The organism is Castellaniella sp. (genome assembly GCF_041677825.1).
GTDB lineage: Bacteria > Pseudomonadota > Gammaproteobacteria > Burkholderiales > Burkholderiaceae_B > Castellaniella.
In genome coordinates this window covers 35,983-55,588 of the sequence record NZ_JBAYPG010000025.1, presented here as the reverse complement: position 1 = coordinate 55,588, position 19,606 = coordinate 35,983, and the positions used below count along the sequence as shown (strand labels likewise).

The 19,606-nt window shown below is 64.4% G+C and carries 15 protein-coding genes and 1 tRNA gene; 10 read left to right on the top strand and 6 right to left on the bottom strand.

What is annotated here, in order from left to right; translation table 11 throughout:
• Positions 1–226 precede the first annotated feature (226 nt).
• Positions 227–303 (top strand) — tRNA-Ile (locus WCY17_RS11080).
• Between the two features lie 9 nt (positions 304–312).
• On the opposite strand, the gene WCY17_RS11075 is transcribed toward WCY17_RS11080, so the two are convergent.
• On the bottom strand, positions 313–504 hold the full coding sequence (locus tag WCY17_RS11075; RefSeq protein WP_372702249.1) for a hypothetical protein: 192 nt from the start codon (positions 502–504) through the stop codon (positions 313–315).
• 222 nt (positions 505–726) lie between these two features.
• Here WCY17_RS11075 and WCY17_RS11070 point away from each other — a divergent pair, with 222 nt between their 5' ends.
• Positions 727–2,223, top strand: coding sequence for an MFS transporter (locus WCY17_RS11070; RefSeq protein WP_372702248.1), 1,497 nt, complete (start codon positions 727–729; stop codon positions 2,221–2,223).
• Between the two features lie 75 nt (positions 2,224–2,298).
• On the opposite strand, the gene WCY17_RS11065 is transcribed toward WCY17_RS11070, so the two are convergent.
• Positions 2,299–3,402 (bottom strand): PLP-dependent cysteine synthase family protein, encoded by a 1,104-nt coding sequence (locus WCY17_RS11065; RefSeq protein WP_372702247.1) that lies wholly within the window; start codon positions 3,400–3,402, stop codon positions 2,299–2,301.
• A 207-nt stretch (positions 3,403–3,609) separates the two neighbouring features.
• Here WCY17_RS11065 and WCY17_RS11060 point away from each other — a divergent pair, with 207 nt between their 5' ends.
• Positions 3,610–3,954 (top strand): hypothetical protein, encoded by a 345-nt coding sequence (locus tag WCY17_RS11060; protein ID WP_372702246.1) that lies wholly within the window; start codon positions 3,610–3,612, stop codon positions 3,952–3,954.
• The gene (locus WCY17_RS11055) at positions 3,951–4,553 is read left to right on the top strand and encodes a HutD family protein (RefSeq protein WP_372702245.1); all 603 of its coding nucleotides are present in this window, start codon (positions 3,951–3,953) and stop codon (positions 4,551–4,553) included. The genes WCY17_RS11060 and WCY17_RS11055 overlap by 4 nt, the downstream gene beginning before the upstream one ends.
• Positions 4,554–4,664: 111 nt before the next feature.
• Here the strand turns inward: WCY17_RS11055 and WCY17_RS11050 are convergent, their stop codons facing one another.
• Positions 4,665–6,677 carry a BCCT family transporter gene (locus tag WCY17_RS11050; protein ID WP_372702252.1) on the bottom strand — a complete coding sequence of 671 codons (2,013 nt, stop codon included), beginning with the start codon at positions 6,675–6,677 and terminating at the stop codon, positions 4,665–4,667.
• Between the two features lie 150 nt (positions 6,678–6,827).
• On the opposite strand from WCY17_RS11050, the gene prmB reads away from it, so the two are divergent.
• Positions 6,828–7,739 carry a 50S ribosomal protein L3 N(5)-glutamine methyltransferase gene (prmB, locus tag WCY17_RS11045; RefSeq protein ID WP_372702244.1) on the top strand — a complete coding sequence of 304 codons (912 nt, stop codon included), beginning with the start codon at positions 6,828–6,830 and terminating at the stop codon, positions 7,737–7,739.
• Positions 7,736–9,661: an ABC-F family ATP-binding cassette domain-containing protein gene (locus WCY17_RS11040; RefSeq protein ID WP_372702243.1), complete on the top strand. Its 1,926-nt coding sequence runs from the start codon at positions 7,736–7,738 to the stop codon at positions 9,659–9,661. Before prmB ends, WCY17_RS11040 begins: the two co-directional genes overlap by 4 nt.
• Here WCY17_RS11040 and WCY17_RS11035 read toward each other — a convergent pair whose 3' ends face one another.
• The 3 genes from WCY17_RS11035 to purN all read right to left on the bottom strand — a co-directional run bounded on the left by WCY17_RS11035 (position 9,662) and on the right by purN (position 13,981).
• Entirely contained in the window at positions 9,662–11,923 is a 2,262-nt protein-coding gene (locus WCY17_RS11035; RefSeq protein ID WP_372702241.1) for a UvrD-helicase domain-containing protein, read from the bottom strand. It abuts the gene before it with no gap.
• A complete protein-coding gene (locus WCY17_RS11030; RefSeq protein WP_372702251.1) occupies positions 11,920–13,140 on the bottom strand; it encodes an RsmB/NOP family class I SAM-dependent RNA methyltransferase in 1,221 nt (406 codons plus the stop codon). Before WCY17_RS11030 ends, WCY17_RS11035 begins: the two co-directional genes overlap by 4 nt.
• A gap of 151 nt (positions 13,141–13,291) precedes the next feature.
• A complete protein-coding gene (gene purN, locus WCY17_RS11025; protein ID WP_372702240.1) occupies positions 13,292–13,981 on the bottom strand; it encodes a phosphoribosylglycinamide formyltransferase in 690 nt (229 codons plus the stop codon).
• A gap of 61 nt (positions 13,982–14,042) precedes the next feature.
• On the opposite strand from purN, the gene WCY17_RS11020 reads away from it, so the two are divergent.
• From WCY17_RS11020 to coaBC, 4 genes are read left to right on the top strand one after another with little or no spacing between them, the layout of a single operon-like run.
• Entirely contained in the window at positions 14,043–15,002 is a 960-nt protein-coding gene (locus tag WCY17_RS11020; RefSeq protein WP_372702250.1) for a bifunctional riboflavin kinase/FAD synthetase, read from the top strand.
• Positions 14,992–17,832 carry an isoleucine--tRNA ligase gene (ileS, locus tag WCY17_RS11015; RefSeq protein ID WP_372702239.1) on the top strand — a complete coding sequence of 947 codons (2,841 nt, stop codon included), beginning with the start codon at positions 14,992–14,994 and terminating at the stop codon, positions 17,830–17,832. The genes WCY17_RS11020 and ileS overlap by 11 nt, the downstream gene beginning before the upstream one ends.
• The gene (gene lspA / locus WCY17_RS11010; protein ID WP_372702238.1) at positions 17,825–18,367 is read left to right on the top strand and encodes a signal peptidase II; all 543 of its coding nucleotides are present in this window, start codon (positions 17,825–17,827) and stop codon (positions 18,365–18,367) included. The genes ileS and lspA overlap by 8 nt, the downstream gene beginning before the upstream one ends.
• A complete protein-coding gene (gene coaBC / locus WCY17_RS11005) occupies positions 18,360–19,592 on the top strand; it encodes a bifunctional phosphopantothenoylcysteine decarboxylase/phosphopantothenate--cysteine ligase CoaBC (protein WP_372702237.1) in 1,233 nt (410 codons plus the stop codon). The genes lspA and coaBC overlap by 8 nt, the downstream gene beginning before the upstream one ends.
• Positions 19,593–19,606 lie beyond the last annotated feature (14 nt).

Sequence of the window (19,606 nt, the reverse complement as noted above, 5' to 3'; positions counted from 1 at the left end):
CTGTTCCAAACGCTCGATGCTGTCGAGCCGTTCTTCCTGCATATCGATCACCATGCCTCATGATCGACGACTTCTACCTTCCCCGCTTCAGACTCATCTCATGTTGGAAACACAAGACCCCGCCCAGACTCATGTCATATTGGAAAAGACTATGTCTCGGAAAATTTCCCGACTTGTGCAATAATTGCAGGCTTGCCATCGCCGCGCGTTCTGCCCGGGTGGCCGTGGGCCTATAGCTCAGTTGGTTAGAGCAGCGGACTCATAATCCGTTGGTCGCTGGTTCAAGTCCAGCTGGGCCCACCATTTCTATGCTCAATGAATGGCCATGCGCCGCAGGCGCTCGACCTGGGCGCGATTCAGGCGGCGGGCCTCTTCTTCGGCAAACTGGCGTTCGCCAGGCTCATACTGACCATCGAACATGCAGCTTTGTGGATCGAGCCGGCAGGCGTTCGAACTGACGTGGGCCGGGCTGGCCTGACGCTGGAAACGGGGCTGCTCGAACATCGAACAACCCGCCAATGAAACAAGGCACAAGAAAAAAACGCTGCGATGCATGCCCACACTCTCGAATTCAACAAGGTTACGAGCATACCGGATAATACCGGTGATTTGCATCCGGATACCCAGCCGTCTGATAATTCGGGCTCGGGCCGCCGATCCAGGTGCGCGGCGAGTCAACCCGTTCACCCACACATGCGTGCTGCCCATACAGGTATCATCCACTGAATGAAAAAAAATCCGCAGCCCGGCCCGCGCCCCAGAGACCCCGACCCCTCCCCCGACCCCGCGCGCTGGCGCATTCTCGCGGTGCTGCTCACCACCATCTTCATGTCGTTGATCGGTGTCAGCATCGTGAACGTCGCCCTGCCGTCCATCCAGGTATCGCTTGGCGCAACGCAGTCGGACATCCAGTGGGTCCTGTCGGGCTACGCGCTCACCTTCGGCGTGGTGTTGGTGGCCGCTGGCCGGGCGGGCGACCTCATGGGCCGCGGTGGCATCTTCCTGATCGGCGTCACCCTGTTCACCGCCGCGTCGATTGCAGCCGGATTCGCACCCGATGCCCGCTGGCTGAATGCAGCCCGATTCATACAGGGCATCGGTTCTGGCTTGCTCAACCCCCAGGGGCTGGGCATGATCCAGCAGTATTTTCGCGGCGCGGAGCGCGGCCGGGCGTTTGGCTATTTCGGCACCATCGTGGGCTTCTCCGTGGCGATCGGACCAGTACTGGGCGGCGTGCTGATCGAACTGGGTGGATCCGATCTGGGCTGGCGGCTGACGTTTCTGGTGAATGTTCCGATCGGCTTTCTGGTGCTGTTCCTGGGCTTCAAATGGTTTCCCCGGCCACTGATTCGTGCGCTCTCCAGAACGGCTGATGCGGCCGGCCCGCAAGGCCAAAGCGGCTGGCGTACGCTGGACCCCGTCGGTTCTGCCCTGTTGGGGCTGGCCGTACTGGCCATATTGTTCCCGTTCATGGAATCGAGAACCTCGCCCCTGACCTGGCTGATGCTGCCCACCGGCCTTCTGCTGACGGCCATCTGGGTCATCTGGGAGCGGCGCATGGCTCGCAAGGGCTACAGCCCGATGGTGGACCTGGCCATTTTCTCCACGTCCAGCTTCACCAACGGCGTGCTCATCATGAGCCTCTACTTTCTTGGCATGACCAGCATCTGGGTACTGGTGGCCCTCTACGTACAGGAAGGGCTGGGGATGAGCGCCCTGCAATCCGGCCTGTTCGGCATTCCGGCGGCCCTGCTGTCCTCTTGGGCGGCCGACTGGGCCGGACGGCGCGTCATGCAATTCGGGCGCAGGATCGTGATCGGCGGGTTGTGGCTCGCAGTGATCGGGCTGGCCTTGAGCATTCTGGTGATCTATCTCGAAGAGCACAACCTGGCCAGCGTCTGGTGGCTGATGCTCACGCTGTCTTTCGTCGGCCTGGCCCAGGGTTCGGTCATCAGCCCCAATCAGACCCTCACCCTCATGGATGTACCCCTGGATTATGCCGGCAGTTCAGGGGCCATCATGCAGACAGGCCAGCGTATCGGCACCTCGGTGGGCATCGCAATGATCACGGCGGCCGTGTTCGGCTCGCTGGCGCTGACTTCGTGGCCACGTGCCACGATGATCGGCTTTGGTTTCATCATCCTGGTGATCCTGCTTGCCCTGGGCGTGGCCTGGAAAGATCTGCATGATCGTGAACGCCTGCGGGCCGGGGCCGATCGTTGAACCAGGCCACAGATCGCCTTTGACGGGGCAGGCGAGGATGGTGCGGGCTCCGGTGAGCGCCGGTGGCTGACAGATTCAAGGGCAAAGCCCGCCACCCGTATCCAGAAACTGCTCGATCCGGGTACGCCAGGGGGTGATGTCCAGCCCCTGCGCCTTCAGCCAGCCCGGATCGTAATAGGTCGCCGCATAGCGGTCGCCGCTGTCACAGATCAGGGTCACCAGCGAGCCGTCCCCGCCCTGGGCCCGCATCTGGGCCGCGAGGCACAGCACCCCCATGAAATTCGTGCCGGTCGAGCCCCCGACCCGGCGAAACAGCCGATCCGACAGCGCATGCGCCGCGGCAATCGATGCGGCATCATCGATGCGGAACATGTGATCGATGACCGTGGGAATGAAGGACGGCTCGACGCGCGGGCGCCCGATCCCCTCGATTCGCGAGCCGCGCGCCGTGATGGCCCGGTCGCCAGTCTGCCAGGCATCCAGAAAGGCCGAGCCCTCGACATCGACCACGCACAGCTGCGAGGCCAGATTCCGGTAGCGGATATATCGCCCCAGCGTGGCCGAGGTACCCCCGGTGCCGGCACTCATCACCACCCAGTCGGGCACCGGGTGGGGTTCACCTTCCATCTGCCGGAAGATGCTTTCGGCGATATTGTTGTTGCCGCGCCAGTCGGTTGCCCGCTCGGCGTGGGTGAACTGGTCCAGATAATATCCACCGGTCTCATCCGCCAGCGCCTGGGCAACGCCGTAGACTTCGTGTGCATGATCGACCAGGTGACAGCGCCCCCCAAAGCGCTCGATGGCCTGAATTTTCTGGGCACTGGTCGAACGGGTCATCACAGCGATGAAGCGCAGGCCCAGCAGGCGGGCGAAGTAGGCTTCCGAAACGGCCGTGGAGCCCGACGAGGCCTCCACCAGCGTGGTATTGCGGCAGATATGACCATTGCAGATCCCGTACAGGAACAGGGACCGCGCCAGACGGTGCTTCAGGCTGCCGGTGGGATGGGTACTCTCGTCCTTGAAATAAATATCGATCCCGCGCAGCCCCGGGAAATCCGGCTTGACCAGATGCGTATCGGCAGAGCGCCGACCATCCGCCTCGAGCAGGGTAATCGCCGCACGGGTCCATTGGCGGTCGTCGGCAGACAGAACGCTGGCGGCATGGGGACAGACGGACATGACAGGCACCTGCTGGGTCGGGGATCGTGATCAGATTGTAGGGGAACCGCATCCGGCCAGCACATGCATACCCCCGTGCCCTGCCGGGGTTCGAGGCAGAATTGTCACCCGAGGCGGCATAATGGATCTGAAACCGTGGAGTCAGGATGCCCACGACCAGGCGCCTGGCTTCAAAAACAGGAGCATGCCATGTCACAGGAATATCCCATGTCGCCGACAGACACCTTGCTGGACATCGATCCCTATCTGGGGGCCCCCATGACCCTGCGCGCCGCAATGCCGGCACAGGCCTGCCCCCACGCACCCGCACTCAAGTGCACGGCCTTCGGCGGACTGCGCATCGAATTCTACGACCGCAGTTTCGTCAACGAGCCCGGCTACCAGCCCTACGGCCAGTTCATAGGCAGCCTGTGCGCACAGGATCTTGCCCAGGGTACCTCCAATGGGCCGCTGATCCTGAAAAGCAGCGTTCCCCAATGGTGGGTCGACGCAGACACGCTGCAGCGGGTGCGCGCCTGGGTCGGCCGGCAATGCCATTCGCATTCGGCATGACCGACGCGGTCCGCCTGATCCCTGCTGCCGATAGCCCCGCTGCGCCGTGGGGGCCGCACGCAAGGGCACAGGTACTGGCCGCACACGCCTGTGCGCAGGCCACCGAGGGCGTGCTCTGGCGCGCGCTCAGCCTCGACATCCACGATGGCGGCGCCTGTCCGGTCGCGCAGGACCTCGATTGCATTCTGATGCTGGTGACTGGCGGCCCGCTGCACTGGACCAGGATACGCAGCGCACAGACTACCCGCCTCGAGCCTGGAAGCCGGCTCTATTTCGCCGCGGAAGACCCCTGCAGCACACACGCTGCCGGCACCCCCGCCCATCTGTTCATGCTGCAACTGTTGCGCAAGCAGGCGCATGGCTGTGTCGATTTGCGCAGCCATGCCCAGAACCTGCCCATGAGGGCCGGTGACACCCTGCTGCATTGTGCCAGCGGCACCGCCCTGCTGCGCCTGCCCGCCCACCTGGGCGGGACACGGCAACTGGAGACAGGCGATACCCTGCACATCACGCTGGCGCGGGAACCGGCATTCGTCGTGCCCCTTGAGCCGGGGGATGCACACAGCCGCCTGATTGACGCGCGGGTCAATACCTTCTGACGGGTCATGGTGCGACGCCCGGCACGGCCCGATCCCGCAGCCATTTCAAGCCGAACGCCTGCCGGGCCGAACGCCTGCCTGGCCGGACGCTTGCCTGACCGACCGGCCGCTTCATGGCTGACCGGCCATCGGTGCCGTCTCGCCGTGCACCATGTGCAGGTACTGGCGGTGACGCTCGTACTGATCGAGGATGTCGCTGATCACCGCTTCTTCCGTCCAGCCCATGATGTCATAGTCCTGCCCGCCCTCGCGCAGGTAGACCTCGGCACGATAATAGCGCCGGTCTTCCTCGTTTTCGGGTATGTCGGACGTCAGGACGGGCCGTACCTGGGCCAGCAGGTGCACGGCATAGATGAAGTCGAGGTATTCGCCTTGGTGCGTGACGTGCAGCTGCAACGCCTGCCCGTCGGACTCCCGGGTGACCCGGGTTTCGAAACCCTGCGCGCGCAGCTCTTCGGCCACGGCCTCGAGCGCTGGCGCAACGATGCGGCGCATGAAGGACACTACGTGATCCTCGGCGGGCATGCGCACAATATTGCGCAGGCGATTCTGCCAAGGCTCGCGGTTGCTGGGCATCGGCGTACGGGTCACGGTCTGGTAGCGGATGCGCCGCTTGGTGGCATCCAGCTTCAGGGCCTTGAACACCCCCCAGAGTGACAACAGCAGAATCACGGAAAAAGGCAGTGCGCTCGCAATGGTGGCGGTCTGCAAGGCTTCCAGCCCATCTGCCAGCAACAGGGCGATGGCCACCACGCCCATGAGCAGAGACCAGAATATGCGCTGCCAGACCGGGGAGTGCTCGGCGCCATTGGAGGCCAGCAGGTCGACCACCAGCGCCCCCGAATCCGCCGAAGTCACGAAAAACACCAGCACCATGATGATGGCGATGAACGAGGTGATGCTTGCCAGTGGCAGATGCTCCAGAAACGCAAACAAGGCCAGGGAGCTGTCTTGGGCGACGAGTTCGGCCAGGCCATGGAGCTGCTCCACCAATATCATGTGGATGGCCGTATCCCCGAACACCGTCATCCAGATGAGCGTGAACCCCGTGGGCACCAGCAGCACGCCGCGGACGAACTCGCGAATGGTACGCCCGCGCGAAATACGTGCAATGAACAGGCCGACGAATGGCGACCAGGCAATCCACCAGCCCCAGTAGAACAGCGTCCAGCCACCGATCCAGTCGTTCGGCTCATAAGCATACAGATTGAAGGTCTTGCCCACGATTTCGGACAGGTACTGCCCCGTATTCTGGACAAAAGTCTGCAGGATGAATACCGTCGGCCCGAGAATCAGCACGAACAGCATCAGCGCCAGCGCGAGCGCCAGATTGGTTTCGGACAGGATGCGGATGCCCCGATCCAGGCCACTGGCAACCGACAGGGTAGCCAGCAGGGACGCGCCGATGATCAGCGCGATCTGCACCGGGATGGTGACAGGCAGGCCAAACAGGTGATTGAGGCCACTGTTGATCTGTGCCACCCCCAGGCCCAGTGACGTGGCAATGCCAAACACGGTGCCAATGATGGCAAACACATCGACCGCGTGGCCGACGGGCCCATAGATGCGGTCGCCGATCAAAGGGTACAGGGCCGAGCGCAGGGTCAGGGGCAGGCCATGGCGGTAGCTGAAGAACGCCAGCACCAGCCCTACGATGGCGTAGATGGCCCAGGCATGCAGACCCCAGTGAAAGAAGGTGATGTTCATCGCCTCGCGCGCGGCATCCACGGTCGCGGGCATCCCCTCGGGCGGTGACACGTAGTGCATGACAGGTTCCGCCACGCCGAAAAACATCAGGCCGATCCCCATGCCGGCTGAAAACAGCATGGCAAACCAGGTGACATCACGATAATCAGGCTGGCTGTGATCGGGCCCCAGCTTGATGTCACCGTAGCGACCAATGGCCAGGTAGACGATGGCCAGCAGAATGATGGCCACCGTGAGAATGTAGAACCAGCTCGCGTTCAGCAGGATCCAGCCCTGGATGGTATCGAACACGACCTGGGCCTGGCCCGGCGCGGCGATGGTCAGCACCACGATCAGAAGGATGAAGCTGGCGGCGGTATAGAATACCGGAGGGTGGTAGGTTCTGCGCAAAACAGGCGATCTCCATTCGGATGGCAGCGTGGCCGCTGCACGAAGCAGAAAATGAAACGAGTGCAGCACGCAAGCGCAGCACCCGTATCGCGTAGTATGCTGACAGCCCACCACGGGCCGTGTCAAGACGCCGGCCGGGGTGCGCGGCCACCACAGTCTTCATTTTCCTGTTCTGCCATGTCCCAGCCCTATACCGAACTGTTCACCTTGCGCGACCTGCTGCGCTGGGCCATCAGCCGCTTTCATGCGGCGGGCCTGGCATTTGGCCACGGCTGCGATAATGCGCGCGATGAAGCCGTCTACCTGCTGCTGCATGCCCTGCATCTGCCGCCCGATCTGCTCGAACCCTTTCTGGATGCCCGCCTGCTCGAACGCGAACGCCAGCGCTGCGTGGATCTGATCCACGAACGCATCACCCGCCGCAAACCCGCAGCCTACCTTACGGGCGAGGCCTGGCTGCAGGGCGAGCGCTTTCTCGTCGATGAGCGCGTGATCGTGCCCCGTTCGCCCATCGCGGAATTGCTGGTCGATGCGCTGGCGCCGTGGATCGAACACCCCGATGCCGTCGCCAGCGTTCTGGATCTGTGTACCGGTTCAGGCTGCCTCGCCATTCTGGCGGCCAGGGCATTCGAGCAGGCCCGGGTGGACGCGCTCGACATTTCGTCGGGCGCAGTGGACGTGGCCCATGCCAACGTCAGTCTGCATGGGCTCGAAGACCGGGTGACGGTCATTCTGAGCGACCTGTACGACGCCCTGCCACCCGATCGCCGCTACGACATCATTTTGTGCAATCCACCGTACGTCAACGCACAATCCATGGCCGAACTGCCGCCCGAATATCAGTGCGAGCCCGAACTGGCTCTGGCCGGTGGGGTCGATGGCATGGATCTTGTGCGCCGCATTGTGAAACAGGCCGCTCGGCACCTGACCAGCGAGGGCATTCTGGTGCTCGAGGTGGGGCACGAGAAGCCCCATTTCGACGCTGCATTTCCAGAATTGGCCGGGATCTGGCTCGAGACCGCAAGCACATCGGGGCAGGTTGTGCTGCTCACCCAGGCCGATCTGCTCGCCCGGGATGCCCTGGCATGATACGGGCGCAGGGTCTCACCCTCAGGCGCGGCATCAAGGTCCTGCTCGATCAGGCCGATTTCGTGATCCATCCCGGGGAACGGGTCGGCGTGGTCGGCAAGAACGGGGCCGGAAAATCCTCGCTGTTTGCCCTGCTGCGGGGCGAAATCGACGCCGACGCCGGCAATCTCGATATCCCGGCGGCATGGCAAATGGCCAGTGTGGAACAGATTGTGCACCATACCGAACGCCCCGCGCGTGAATTCGTGATCGATGGCGATCACCGTCTGCGCAGCCTGCAGGCACAGCGTGCGGCACTGCGGGCCGATCAGGGGCACGAAATCGCCGAGCTGGAAACGGCACTGGTCGAAGCAGACGCCTGGAGTGCACCCGCACGGGCCGAGCAATTGCTCGCCGGGCTGGGCTTTGCACCGCATGAGTGGGCGCAGCCCGTTGCCACATTCTCCGGGGGCTGGCAAATGCGCATTGCGCTGGCGCGTGCCCTGATGGCGCCATCCGACCTGCTGCTGCTCGACGAACCCACCAACCACCTCGACCTCGATGCCATGCTCTGGCTCGAACGCTGGCTCGCTGCGTACGCCGGCACTGTTCTGGTGATTTCGCACGATACCGAGTTTCTCGAATCGGTCGCGCGCACCATCCTGCACTTCGACCAGGGCAAGCTCATCCGATACAAGGGGGGCTACCAGAGTTTTCTTGAGCAAAGAGCCGAGCGCCTGCGTCAGAATCGTCTGGCTCACCAGCGCCAGGCGCGCGAAGCTGCCCACCTCCAGTCCTTCATCGACCGTTTCAAGGCCAAGGCCACGAAGGCCCGACAGGCGCAGAGCCGGGTCAAGGCGCTGGCCCGGATGCAGGTCCTGGCGCCGCTCATGGCGGATGCCGGCGTCCAGATCCACCTGCCGGAGCCCGCACACGCGCCCGACGTGCTGATCACCTTGCAGGACGCAGCCCTGGGCTACCGTGATCCAGCCGGGGGCACCCCACGCATCGTGCTGCGGGATGTCAACCTGACGCTGCGCGCCGGCAGCCGGATCGGCATCCTGGGGGTCAACGGGGCTGGCAAAAGTACGCTGGTCAAGACCCTGGCCGGCGAACTGCCGCCGCTTTCCGGGCAATGCCATCGCGCACGTGGCCTCGAATGCGGCTATTTCGCCCAGCAGCAGCTGGACATGCTCGATCCGGAACTCACCGCCTTGCAGCATTTCACACGCCTGGCACCCGAGACCCGCGAACAGGAACTGCGCAACATGCTCGGGCGCTTCGGCTTCAGTGCCGAGATGGCCACTGCGCCGATCGCCCCGTTTTCCGGGGGTGAAAAGGCACGCCTGGCGCTGGCCCTCGTCGTCTGGCGCAAACCCAATCTGCTGCTGCTCGACGAACCCAGCAACCATCTCGATGTGGACACCCGCGAAGCCCTGACCATGGCTCTGGCCGAATTCGGGGGCAGCATGCTGCTGGTCTCGCACGATCGCCATCTGCTGCGCACCACCGTCGATCAGTTCTGGATCGTCGCGGATGGACGGGTCACGCCCTTCGATGGTGATCTCGAGGATTACCGCCAGTGGCTCCTGCAACGGCCAGAACCCGTTCGCGGTGCGGAAGGCACCGAAACGGGGAACGAAAACGACCGCAAGGCCCGCAGGCGCGAGCAGGCACTGGCACGACAGGATCTCGCGCGCCGCCGCAAGCCTCTGGAGACACGCCTGCATCAGATCGAGTCGGCCATGGCCCGACGAAAAGCACGCCTCGATGAACTTGCGGCGCTGATGGCCGAGCCGGGCTTCTATACGGACGACGCCTGGAAAACGCAGCGCCCCGTGCTGATTGCCGAACAGGGCGAGCTCTTGAAGGGCGTACAGGGCGACGAAGAGGCCTGGCTCGAACTGCAGATCGAGATCGAAGCCCTGCAGGACACCGAATGATCAGTCGAGCACGGCCAGCCGTGCCACGCCCAGCGCCAGGGTCTTGGTGCCTGTGTCCGCAAATTCGATACGGGCGAGCGCATCATCGCCATTGCCACTGAGCGATATGACCGTGCCTTCACCGAAACGGTCATGCTGCACCCGCATGCCGATATTGTAGGTCTGCTCGCCGACCGTGACCCCTGTGGCCAGGCCACGCGGTGCGCTCACGCGCGTGGGCCTGCGGGGCTCGGGCAACCGATCGGGCTGTTGCTCGCCACCTTGCCAGGCCCCCAGGCCACGCCTGAAGGCCCCACGCCACGGTGCCGATTCACGCGCCGTCTCGCGTGGCGTCAGCCATTTCAGGTGGCCTTCGGGGATCTCGTCGAGAAAACGGGAACGCAGGCCGTAGCGCGTCTGCCCATGCAGCAGGCGGCTTTGGGCCAGGGTAAGCGTCAGGCGCTTGCGGGCCCGGGTCATGGCCACATACATCAGACGCCGCTCTTCTTCGAGCCCGTCTGCTTCGAGCAGACTGTTCTCATGTGGAAACAGGCCTTCTTCGAGCCCCGTGATGAACACGGCATCGAATTCCAGCCCTTTGGCGGCATGTATCGTCATCAGTTGCACGGCATCCTGGCCGGCCTGCGCCTGATTGTCGCCCGCCTCGAGGGCCGCATGGCTGAGAAACGCCGCCAGCGGCGACATCGGGGCATCGCCTTCGGGGACGCGCCCTGCCGCCAACCCCTGCAGGTCTGCTTCAGCCACGAACGCTGCAGCGGCATTGACCAGTTCCTGCAGATTATCGAGGCGCTCCTGCCCTTCCCGTTCTGCCCGGTAGTGGGCCTCGAGCCCGCTCGCCTGCACCACGTGGCCGATCAGTTCGGGCAGATCGAGGGTCTGGCCGGCGAGGGCCAGTTCACGGATCAGGCTGGCAAACCGGGCCAGGGCCGCACCGGCCTTGCCCGGCACGAAGGCCACCGCGCCAGCGAGGCTCAAGCCATGCTGGCGCGCCATGTCGAGCAATTGCTCCTGGGTTCGCGAGCCAATGCCACGGGTGGGAAAATTCACTACCCGCATCCAGGATGTGTCGTCATCTGGCTGATTGAGCAGCCGCAGATACGCCAGCACATGCTTGACTTCCTGGCGCTCGAAAAAACGCTGCCCACCATACACCCGATAAGGCACCCGGGCGGAAAACAGGGCGTGCTCGATCGGACGCGACTGGGCATTGCTGCGATACAGGATGGCAATGTCCTGCGCCGGAAACCCATCACGCAACAGGGCCCGGATCTCGTCGGCCAGCCACTGGGCTTCGAGGGCATCACTTACCTGCTCGACCACCCGCAAAGGCTCGCCAGCGCCCTGCGCCGTCCAGAGTTTCTTGCCCAGGCGCCCACGGTTATGCCCGATCAGTGCATTTGCAGCGTCGAGTATATGCCCGTGCGAGCGGTAATTCTGCTCGAGCCGGATCACCCGCCCATGCGCATGGCGTGTTTCGAAATCCGCCATGTTGCCCACTTGCGCCCCCCGGAAGGCGTAGATGGACTGATCGTCATCGCCCACGGCGAACACGGGTGCGCCCCCCTCGGCCAGCAGCATCAGCCAGCGATACTGCAAGCGGTTGGTATCCTGGAACTCATCGACCAGGATCTGGCGGAAGCGCTGTTGATAGTGGGTACGCAAAGCCGCATCCTGCTGCAGCAGTTCGGTGGCGCGCAGCAGCAACTCGGCAAAATCCACCACCCCCTCGCGCTCGCACTGGTCCTGGTACGCCTGGTACAGGCCGGCCAGACGCCGGCCATGGCTGTCGCGCACATCCAGATCCGCCGGCCGCAGGCCATCTTCCTTGGCGGCATTGATCATGCGCTGCACATCGCGCGCCGGAAAACGATCGGTATCGGCACCCTGCGCCTTGAGCAGCCGCTTGATGGCCGACAGCTGATCCGCCGCATCGAGGATCTGGAAAGCCTGGGGCAGGCCAGCCTCCCGGTGATGTGCGCGCAGCAGGCGATTGCAGAGCCCATGGAATGTGCCCACCCACATGCCGCGCACATCGATGGGCAGCAAGGCAGACAGGCGCGCCAGCATTTCGCGTGCAGCCTTGTTCGTGAACGTGACCGCCAGCAACTCGCGCGGTGCCAGTTGCCCGCTCTGCACCAGCCAGGCCATGCGCGTCGTCAGCACGCGCGTCTTGCCGCTGCCGGCACCCGCCAGCACCAGCACGTGTTCGAGCGGCTGGGTCACCGCCTCACGCTGGGCGTCATTCAAACCTTCCATCATCATGCCTTCTGCAGGACTGCAGCAAAAAAACCATCGGTGCCATGCCAATCGGGACGCAGGTGCAGAAACGCGTCTTTCATGGGCATATCCACTTTCTGGCTGGCCAGGCCATCCGCGGCATCGACCAATGAAAACCCGGGCACGCTGGCCAGAAACGCCGCGATCTGATCCTCGTTCTCTTCGGGCAGGATGCTGCAGGTCGCATAGACCAGCCGGCCACCGGGGCGCAGGCAGCGGGCCGCCTCGCGCAGCAGCATGGCCTGGGTGTCCTGCAGCGCCAGCAGGGTCTGCGGGCTCTGGCGCCATTTCAGGTCGGGATTGCGGCGCAGTGTGCCCAGGCCGCTGCAGGGTGCATCCACCAGCACGCGATGAGCCTTCCCGTGGAGCCTGCGAACCCGCTGGTCACGCGCATCCGAAATCACCACAGGTGTGATATTGGACAGACCACTGCGCGCGAACCGGGGCTTGGCACGCGCCAGCCGTGCGGCTGAGACATCGAAGGCGTAGAGGCGCCCGGTCGAACGCATCAGGGCCCCCAGCAACAAGGTCTTGCCACCGGCCCCGGCACAGAAATCGATGATCATCTCGCCGCGCCTTGGCGCCACCAGCAGCGCCAGCAGTTGGCTGCCCTCATCCTGCACCTCGACTTCGCCTTGCTCGAAGGATTTCCAGCGCTGCAGCGGCGGGCGCCCCTGCAGGCGTATGCCCCAAGGCGAATACGGCGTCGGCGCAGGAGACCAGCGGGCCTCGGGCCCATTCAGCCAGGCTTCGAGCAGCTTGTCGCGGGTGGTCTTCAGAGGATTGGCCCGCACGTCGAGCGCGGCCGGCTGGTGCAGGGCAGCGAGCAGGGACAGCGCGTCGGGCAGTTCGGCCAGGCGGGCATCGAGCCAATCGGGCACGCTGTAGCGCACGGCGCGTGGCAGGCAGGCTGGATCCATCATCTGCAGATGATCCAGCCAGTTCCCCTCGGATGGCTGCAGCCCGGCCTCGAGTTGCGCGCGCGCCTGGGTTGCCGCCAGGCCGAGAATGGCCAGCCGGCGTTCTTCGGGCCCCTGCCCGCTCTGGGCCCATTGGCGGTAGCGTCGCAAGTGGCGCAGGATATCGTATGCCGCCTCGGCGATCTCGCCGCGATCGCGGGTACCGGCCTCCGGGTGCGCACGAAACCAGCGCGAAAGCACCATATCGGCCGGCTGCTGCCAGGACAGGAGATCCGGCAGCAACTGGGCCACCTGCTGTATGCGCACGGCAGCCACAGCCGGCGCAGCGGTGCGCGGACCCGGCTGCCGGTTCGCGGGCCGTGACCGCACCGGACGGCCCTGGCGCGCTTCGGCCGACCGGCCCTGGCGTGCCCTGGTTGGCCGGCGCTGGTGTTCAGGTGAGTTCATGGTGCTCCTGGGGATACAGCCCGGTTTCGAGCCATGCGCGGTGCGGCTGGCCCGGAATTTCCACACGACCGTCGGCCAGCAGGCGGATGCTGCCCTGGGCGAGCCAGCGCAGCACCTGTGCATAAATGGCATGCTCGACCGGCAGCAGACGCGCTGCCAGCGTATCGGGCGTGTCATTGGCCAGCACCGGGATCACGCCCTGGGCGATGATCGGCCCATGATCCAGGATCGGCGTCACGAAATGCACGCTGCAGCCGTGCCACTGCACCCCTTGCGCCAGAGCCTGCGCATGCGTGTGCAAACCAGGAAAGGCCGGCAGCAAGGAAGGGTGGATGTTGATGATGCGACCTGCAAAATGATGGGTCAGTTCAGGCCCCAGCACCCGCATGAAGCCCGCCAGCAGGATGAAATCCGGTGCCAGTTCGGAGAGCCGCGCCTGCAGGGCCGCATCGAAGGCTGTGCGGCTGTCATGGTCGCGATGCGACAGCACCTGCGTCTGCAAACCCTGCGTCTGCGCCCAGGCCAGACCACCCGCATCGGCGCGATTGGATAGAACCGCGACGATTTCAACGGGCAGGTGTTCGTCTTGCACGGCGCGCACCAGGGCCTGCATGTTCGTACCGCGCCCCGAGATGAGAATCACCACGCGTACCCTGTTTGTGGCGCATTGCACCATGAATCCTGACTCCGGCATAAAATCGCAAATGATCTTCGATTGTAAACTGTGGTCCGTGAACATCACCCCCACCCTCTACCGACACCTGCCGCGCCGACATTGCTCGGCGCCCAGCGCCGTGACCATCGGCAATTTCGATGGCGTGCATCTGGGCCACCAGGCCATTCTCGAGCGGGTGCACCAGTACGCCACGAAACATGGCCTGCTGCCCACGGTCATGACATTCACGCCGCACCCACGCGCCTATTTCGCGCAATTGACACGCAAGTCCGACCTGGCCCCGGCACAGATCAGCACGCTGCGTGACAAGACGGCGCGCCTGGCCGCCTGCGGCATGCAGCAGATCGTCATCTTGCGCTTCAATCAGGCACTGGCCCAGATGGGTGCCGAAGCGTTCATCCGTACGCTGCTGGTCAAGGGCTTGAACACACGCTGGCTGCTGGTGGGCGAAGATTTCCGCTTCGGCCACCGGCGCGCGGGCGATATCGCGCTGCTCAGGCGATTGGGCGCCGAACTGGGGTTCACCGTCGACACCCTGCAGGATGTGAAGGAATCCTCTGGCCGGCGTATTTCCAGTTCGAGCCTGCGCAGTGTCCTGGCTGCTGGCCAGGTGGCCCAGGCCGCCCACCTTCTGGGCGCGCCCCCCAGGATCAGCGGCCATGTCATCCATGGCCGCAAACTGGGCCGACGCATCGGTTTCCCCACGCTGAACCTGCGTGTACCCGAACCGAGCGCCATGCGTCATGGCATCTACGTCGTGCGGGTGCTGGGCCTGGGGCCCCGGCCACTGGCCGGCGTGGCCAGCCTCGGGATCCGGCCCACAGTGACGAAAGACGGCCCGCTGCTTCTCGAGACCCACATTCTGGATGCCAGCCCGGATGCCTACGGTACACTCGTGAGCGTCGAACTGCTGCATTTCCTGCGCGACGAAGAAACCTTTCCCGACCTTGCTTCACTGGGCGCGGCCATCCAGAGCGATGTGCAGGGCGCCCGCACTTATTTTGCCTCCCATGGACTATAAAAACACCCTCAACCTGCCCGAAACGCCCTTCCCCATGCGTGGCAACCTGGCCAAGCGCGAACCGGGCTGGATCGACCAATGGCAAGAGAACAAGGTCTACCAGGCCATCCGGGCCGCAGCCAGCGGGCGGCCGAAATTCATCCTGCACGATGGCCCGCCCTACGCCAATGGCGATATCCACATCGGCCATGCCGTCAACAAGATCCTGAAGGACATCATCGTCAAGAGCCGGGGCCTGGCCGGCTATGATGCACCGTATGTCCCCGGCTGGGATTGCCACGGCATGCCGATCGAGATCCAGATCGAGAAGAAATACGGCAAGAACCTGCCCGTAGCCGAAGTCCAGGCGCGGGCGCGGGCCTATGCCAGCGAGCAGATCGACCGTCAGCGCAAGGACTTCAAGCGCCTGGGCGTTCTGGCCGACTGGGACAACCCGTACCTGACGATGAATCCCCTCAACGAGGCCGACGAACTCCGGGTGCTTGCACAGATCATGCGCAAGGGGTTCGTGTTCCGTGGCCTGAAACCCGTCAACTGGTGCTTCGATTGCGGCTCGGCGCTGGCCGAAGCAGAAGTCGAATACGCCGACCGGCGCGATACGGCCGTCGACGTGGCCTTTGCGTTCGACGACCGCGCCGCAGTGGCCCGGGCCTTCGCGCTGCCCGAACCGGTGGCTGCCGGCGCCATCGTCATCTGGACGACCACGCCCTGGACCTTGCCCGCCAACCAGGCGCTCAATGTGCACCCCGAACACGAGTACGCACTGGTACGGCTCGACACCCCGCTGGCCACCGGCCCGCTGCTGCTGCTGGCCGCCGAGCGGGTCGCTGCGTGCCTCGAGCAATGGGGCCTGACGGGGCGTATCCTGGCGCGCGCGTCCGGGGCTGCCCTGCAGGGGCTGGCATTTCGCCATCCCCTGTACACGGCCCATCCGGGCTATGCGCGCCTGGCGCCGATTCACCTCGGGGATTACGTCACGCTCGATTCAGGCACGGGCATCGTGCATTCCTCGCCCGCCTACGGGGTCGAAGACTTTCTGTCATGCCGGGCCCACGGGCTGGCCGATGACGCCATTCTGAACCCGGTCATGGGCAACGGGCACTATGCCCAGACCCTGCCTCTGTTCGGTGGCCAGCTCATCTGGGAGGCCAATCCACACATCGTGCAGGCCCTCGAGGCCGCAGGCAGCCTGGTGCACGCCAGGCCGCACGAGCACAGCTACATGCACTGCTGGCGCCACAAGACACCCGTGATCTATCGGGCCACCAGCCAATGGTTCGCCGGCATGGACATCACGCCCAAAGAAGGCCCGGCACTGCGCGAGATGGCACTCGAGGGCGTGGCCGACACCGCGTTCTATCCCGCATGGGGGCGCGCCCGCCTGCATGCCATGATCGCCAACCGGCCCGACTGGACCCTGTCGCGGCAACGCCAATGGGGGGTGCCCATGGCCTTCTTTGTCCACAAGGAAACGGGCGAACTGCACCCGCGCACCCCCGAACTGCTCGAACAGATTGCCGAACGCGTCGAAAAAGACGGCATCGAGGCCTGGCAGACCCTGCCGGTAGACGAGTTCCTGGGTGCCGAAGCCGATCAGTACGAAAAAAACCGCGACACGCTGGATGTCTGGTTCGATTCAGGCACCACGCACGCCACGGTCATGGGGGGACAGGATCAGGCCATCAAGGGTTCGCACGCCGAGCAGCTGGCCTGGCCCGCCGACCTGTACCTCGAAGGCTCCGACCAGCACCGCGGCTGGTTCCACTCGTCATTGCTGACGGGCTGCATGCTGTACGGCCGGCCGCCTTACAAGGCCCTGCTCACACACGGTTTCGTGGTCGATGGCCACGGCAAGAAAATGAGCAAATCCGTAGGCAACGTCGTCTATCCCCAGGAAGTCGCCAACACGCTGGGAGCCGAAATCCTGCGCCTCTGGACCGCAGCCACTGACTATTCCGGAGAACTCTCGATTTCGCGCCAGATTCTCGACCGGGTGGTCGAGTCGTATCGGCGCATCCGCAATACGCTGAAGTTTCTCCTGGGCAATCTGGCCGACTTCGACCCCGTACAGGACACCGTACCCACCGGCGGCCTGCTCGAGATCGATCGCTACGCCCTGATCATGACCGCGGCCATGAAGGCCGAAGTGCTGGCTGCCTATGATGCGTACGAGTTCCATTCTGCCGTGGCCCGTCTGCAGATCTTCTGTTCCGAAGACCTGGGCGCGTTCTACCTCGACATCCTCAAGGACAGGCTCTACACGACGGCTGCCGACAGTCTTGCGAGACGCTCGGCCCAGACCGCCCTGCATCACATCACCCATACCCTGCTGAAACTGCTGGCGCCGATTCTGTCATTCACCGCCGAAGAGGCCTGGGCCGACCTGCATCCGGGCCAGGCCATGGGCACCATTTTCACCGAACTGCACCATGCGCTGCCCGTCATCGATGAGGCCGACGATCTGGCCGCACGCTGGACCCGTCTGCGAGCGATTCGAGCCGACACCATGCGCGAGATCGAGACGGTGCGCGCCCGCGGCGAAATCGGTTCCTCGCTCGCAGCAGAGGTGGATTATGACGCCGGGCCCGAGGATTTCGCCCTGCTGCAGTCCCTGGGCGAAGACCTGCGCTTCGTGATGCTGGTCTCGCGCAGCACCGCGCACCCGCAGCCAGGCGCGCTCGGGATCCGCGTACAGGCCAGCACCCACGCCAAGTGTGCGCGCTGCTGGCACCATCGGCCCGATGTCGGTGCAAACGCCGAACACCCCGAGCTGTGCGCGCGCTGCGTCCAGAATCTTGGCCAGTCCGGAGAAGTCCGTCGCCATGCCTGAAGACCGTGCTGCGGGCATCCCGGCCGTCACGCGTGGCATGCTGGTGTTGCGCTGGCTGGCATTGTCCGCCCTGGTGATTGTGGTGGATCTGGTCACCAAATCGTGGATCGTCGGCAACCTGAGCTATGATGACCGGGTCACCTTGTTGCCGTTCTTTGATCTGACGCTGCGCTACAACGAAGGCATCGCGTTTGGTTTTCTGGTCACCGCGAGCAGCGAAAACCGCTGGCTGTTGCCATCCATCGCCATTCTGGCGATGCTGCTCATCACCTACTGGATCTATCGCGATGCCCATGACAAACTTCACTGCATGGCCCTGGCCCTGATCCTCGGCGGGGCCGGCGGCAATGCCTGGGAACGTATCGACATGGGCTATGTGACCGATTTTTTCCTGTTCCACTGGAACGGCTGGCATTTTCCCGCGTTCAACGTCGCCGATGCCGCCATTACCGTGGGCGCCGCCCTGCTGATCCTCGAAGAAATCCTGCGCACCCGGCGCGCACGCCCCAGAACGCCGAGGCCACCCCATGCCTGATCTTGCCGGCAAACGCATCGTACTCGGGCTCACGGGCGGCATCGCCTGCTACAAGTCGGCCGAACTGCTGCGACGCCTGCAGGATGAAGGCGCAACGGTCGATGTCGTAATGACCGAGGCGGCCACCCGGTTCATCACCGAGGCCACCTTCCAGGCGCTGTCGGGCCGCCCGGTCTGGGTGGATGCCTGGGATGCGCGCATGGCCAACCGCATGGCGCACATCAATCTCACACGCGGGGTCGATGCAATCCTGGTGGCGCCGGCCAGTACCGATTTCCTCGCCCGGATCACGCACGGTCTGGCTGACAACCTGCTCACCACCCTGTGCGTAGCGCGCGGTACCGTACCGTTGATCGCGGCACCGGCCATGAACCACGAAATGTGGGTGCACCCGGCCACCCAGCGCAATGCCCGGCAATTGCAGGCCGACGGGGTACACCTGATCGGCCCGGCCGAAGGCGGGCAGGCCTGTGGCGAAACAGGCTCGGGGCGCATGATGGAACCCGACCAGATCCTGCGCGCCCTGGTGGCGTTCTTCCAGCCCAAACATCTGGCCGGCCGCCAGGTTCTGATCACGGCCGGCCCGACCAGCGAGACCATCGATCCGGTGCGCGTGCTGACCAATCGTTCATCAGGGCGCATGGGCTACGCGCTGGCACGCGCATGTGCCGAAGCGGGCGCCCGGGTCATTCTGGTCTCCGGGCCGGTGAGCCTGCCCTGCCCCGATGGCGTGCTGCGCATCGAGGTTGATTCTGCGCGCCGGATGCATGCCGAGGTCATGCGGCATGCGGCCGCAGCCGACCTTTTCCTGGCAGTGGCCGCCGTGGCAGACTGGGGCGTGGCCAACCCGTCGGCCCAGAAAATGAAAAAATCAGCAGACAGCGCGCCACCACAACTGCAGTTCGTGCAAAATCCCGATATTCTTGCCGCTGTGGCTGCACTGCCAGATGGCCCCTGGTGCCTGGGTTTCGCAGCCGAGACCGAACATCTGCATGAGCATGCCCAGGCCAAGCGCCTGCGCAAGGGCATCGAGGTCATCGTCGGCAATCTGGCGCAAGACGCCATGGGCGCCCAGGATACCGAACTCGTCCTGTTCGATGCGCATGGTGCGCACCCCCTGCCGCGCCTCGAAAAACTGCAGGCCGCACGTCTGCTGGTGCACGAAATCAGCCGCCGGCTGCCAGCCACCGCAGCCCGGCCGGATGCGCCGTCTGCTGCCACCTGACTCTGTAGGGATCC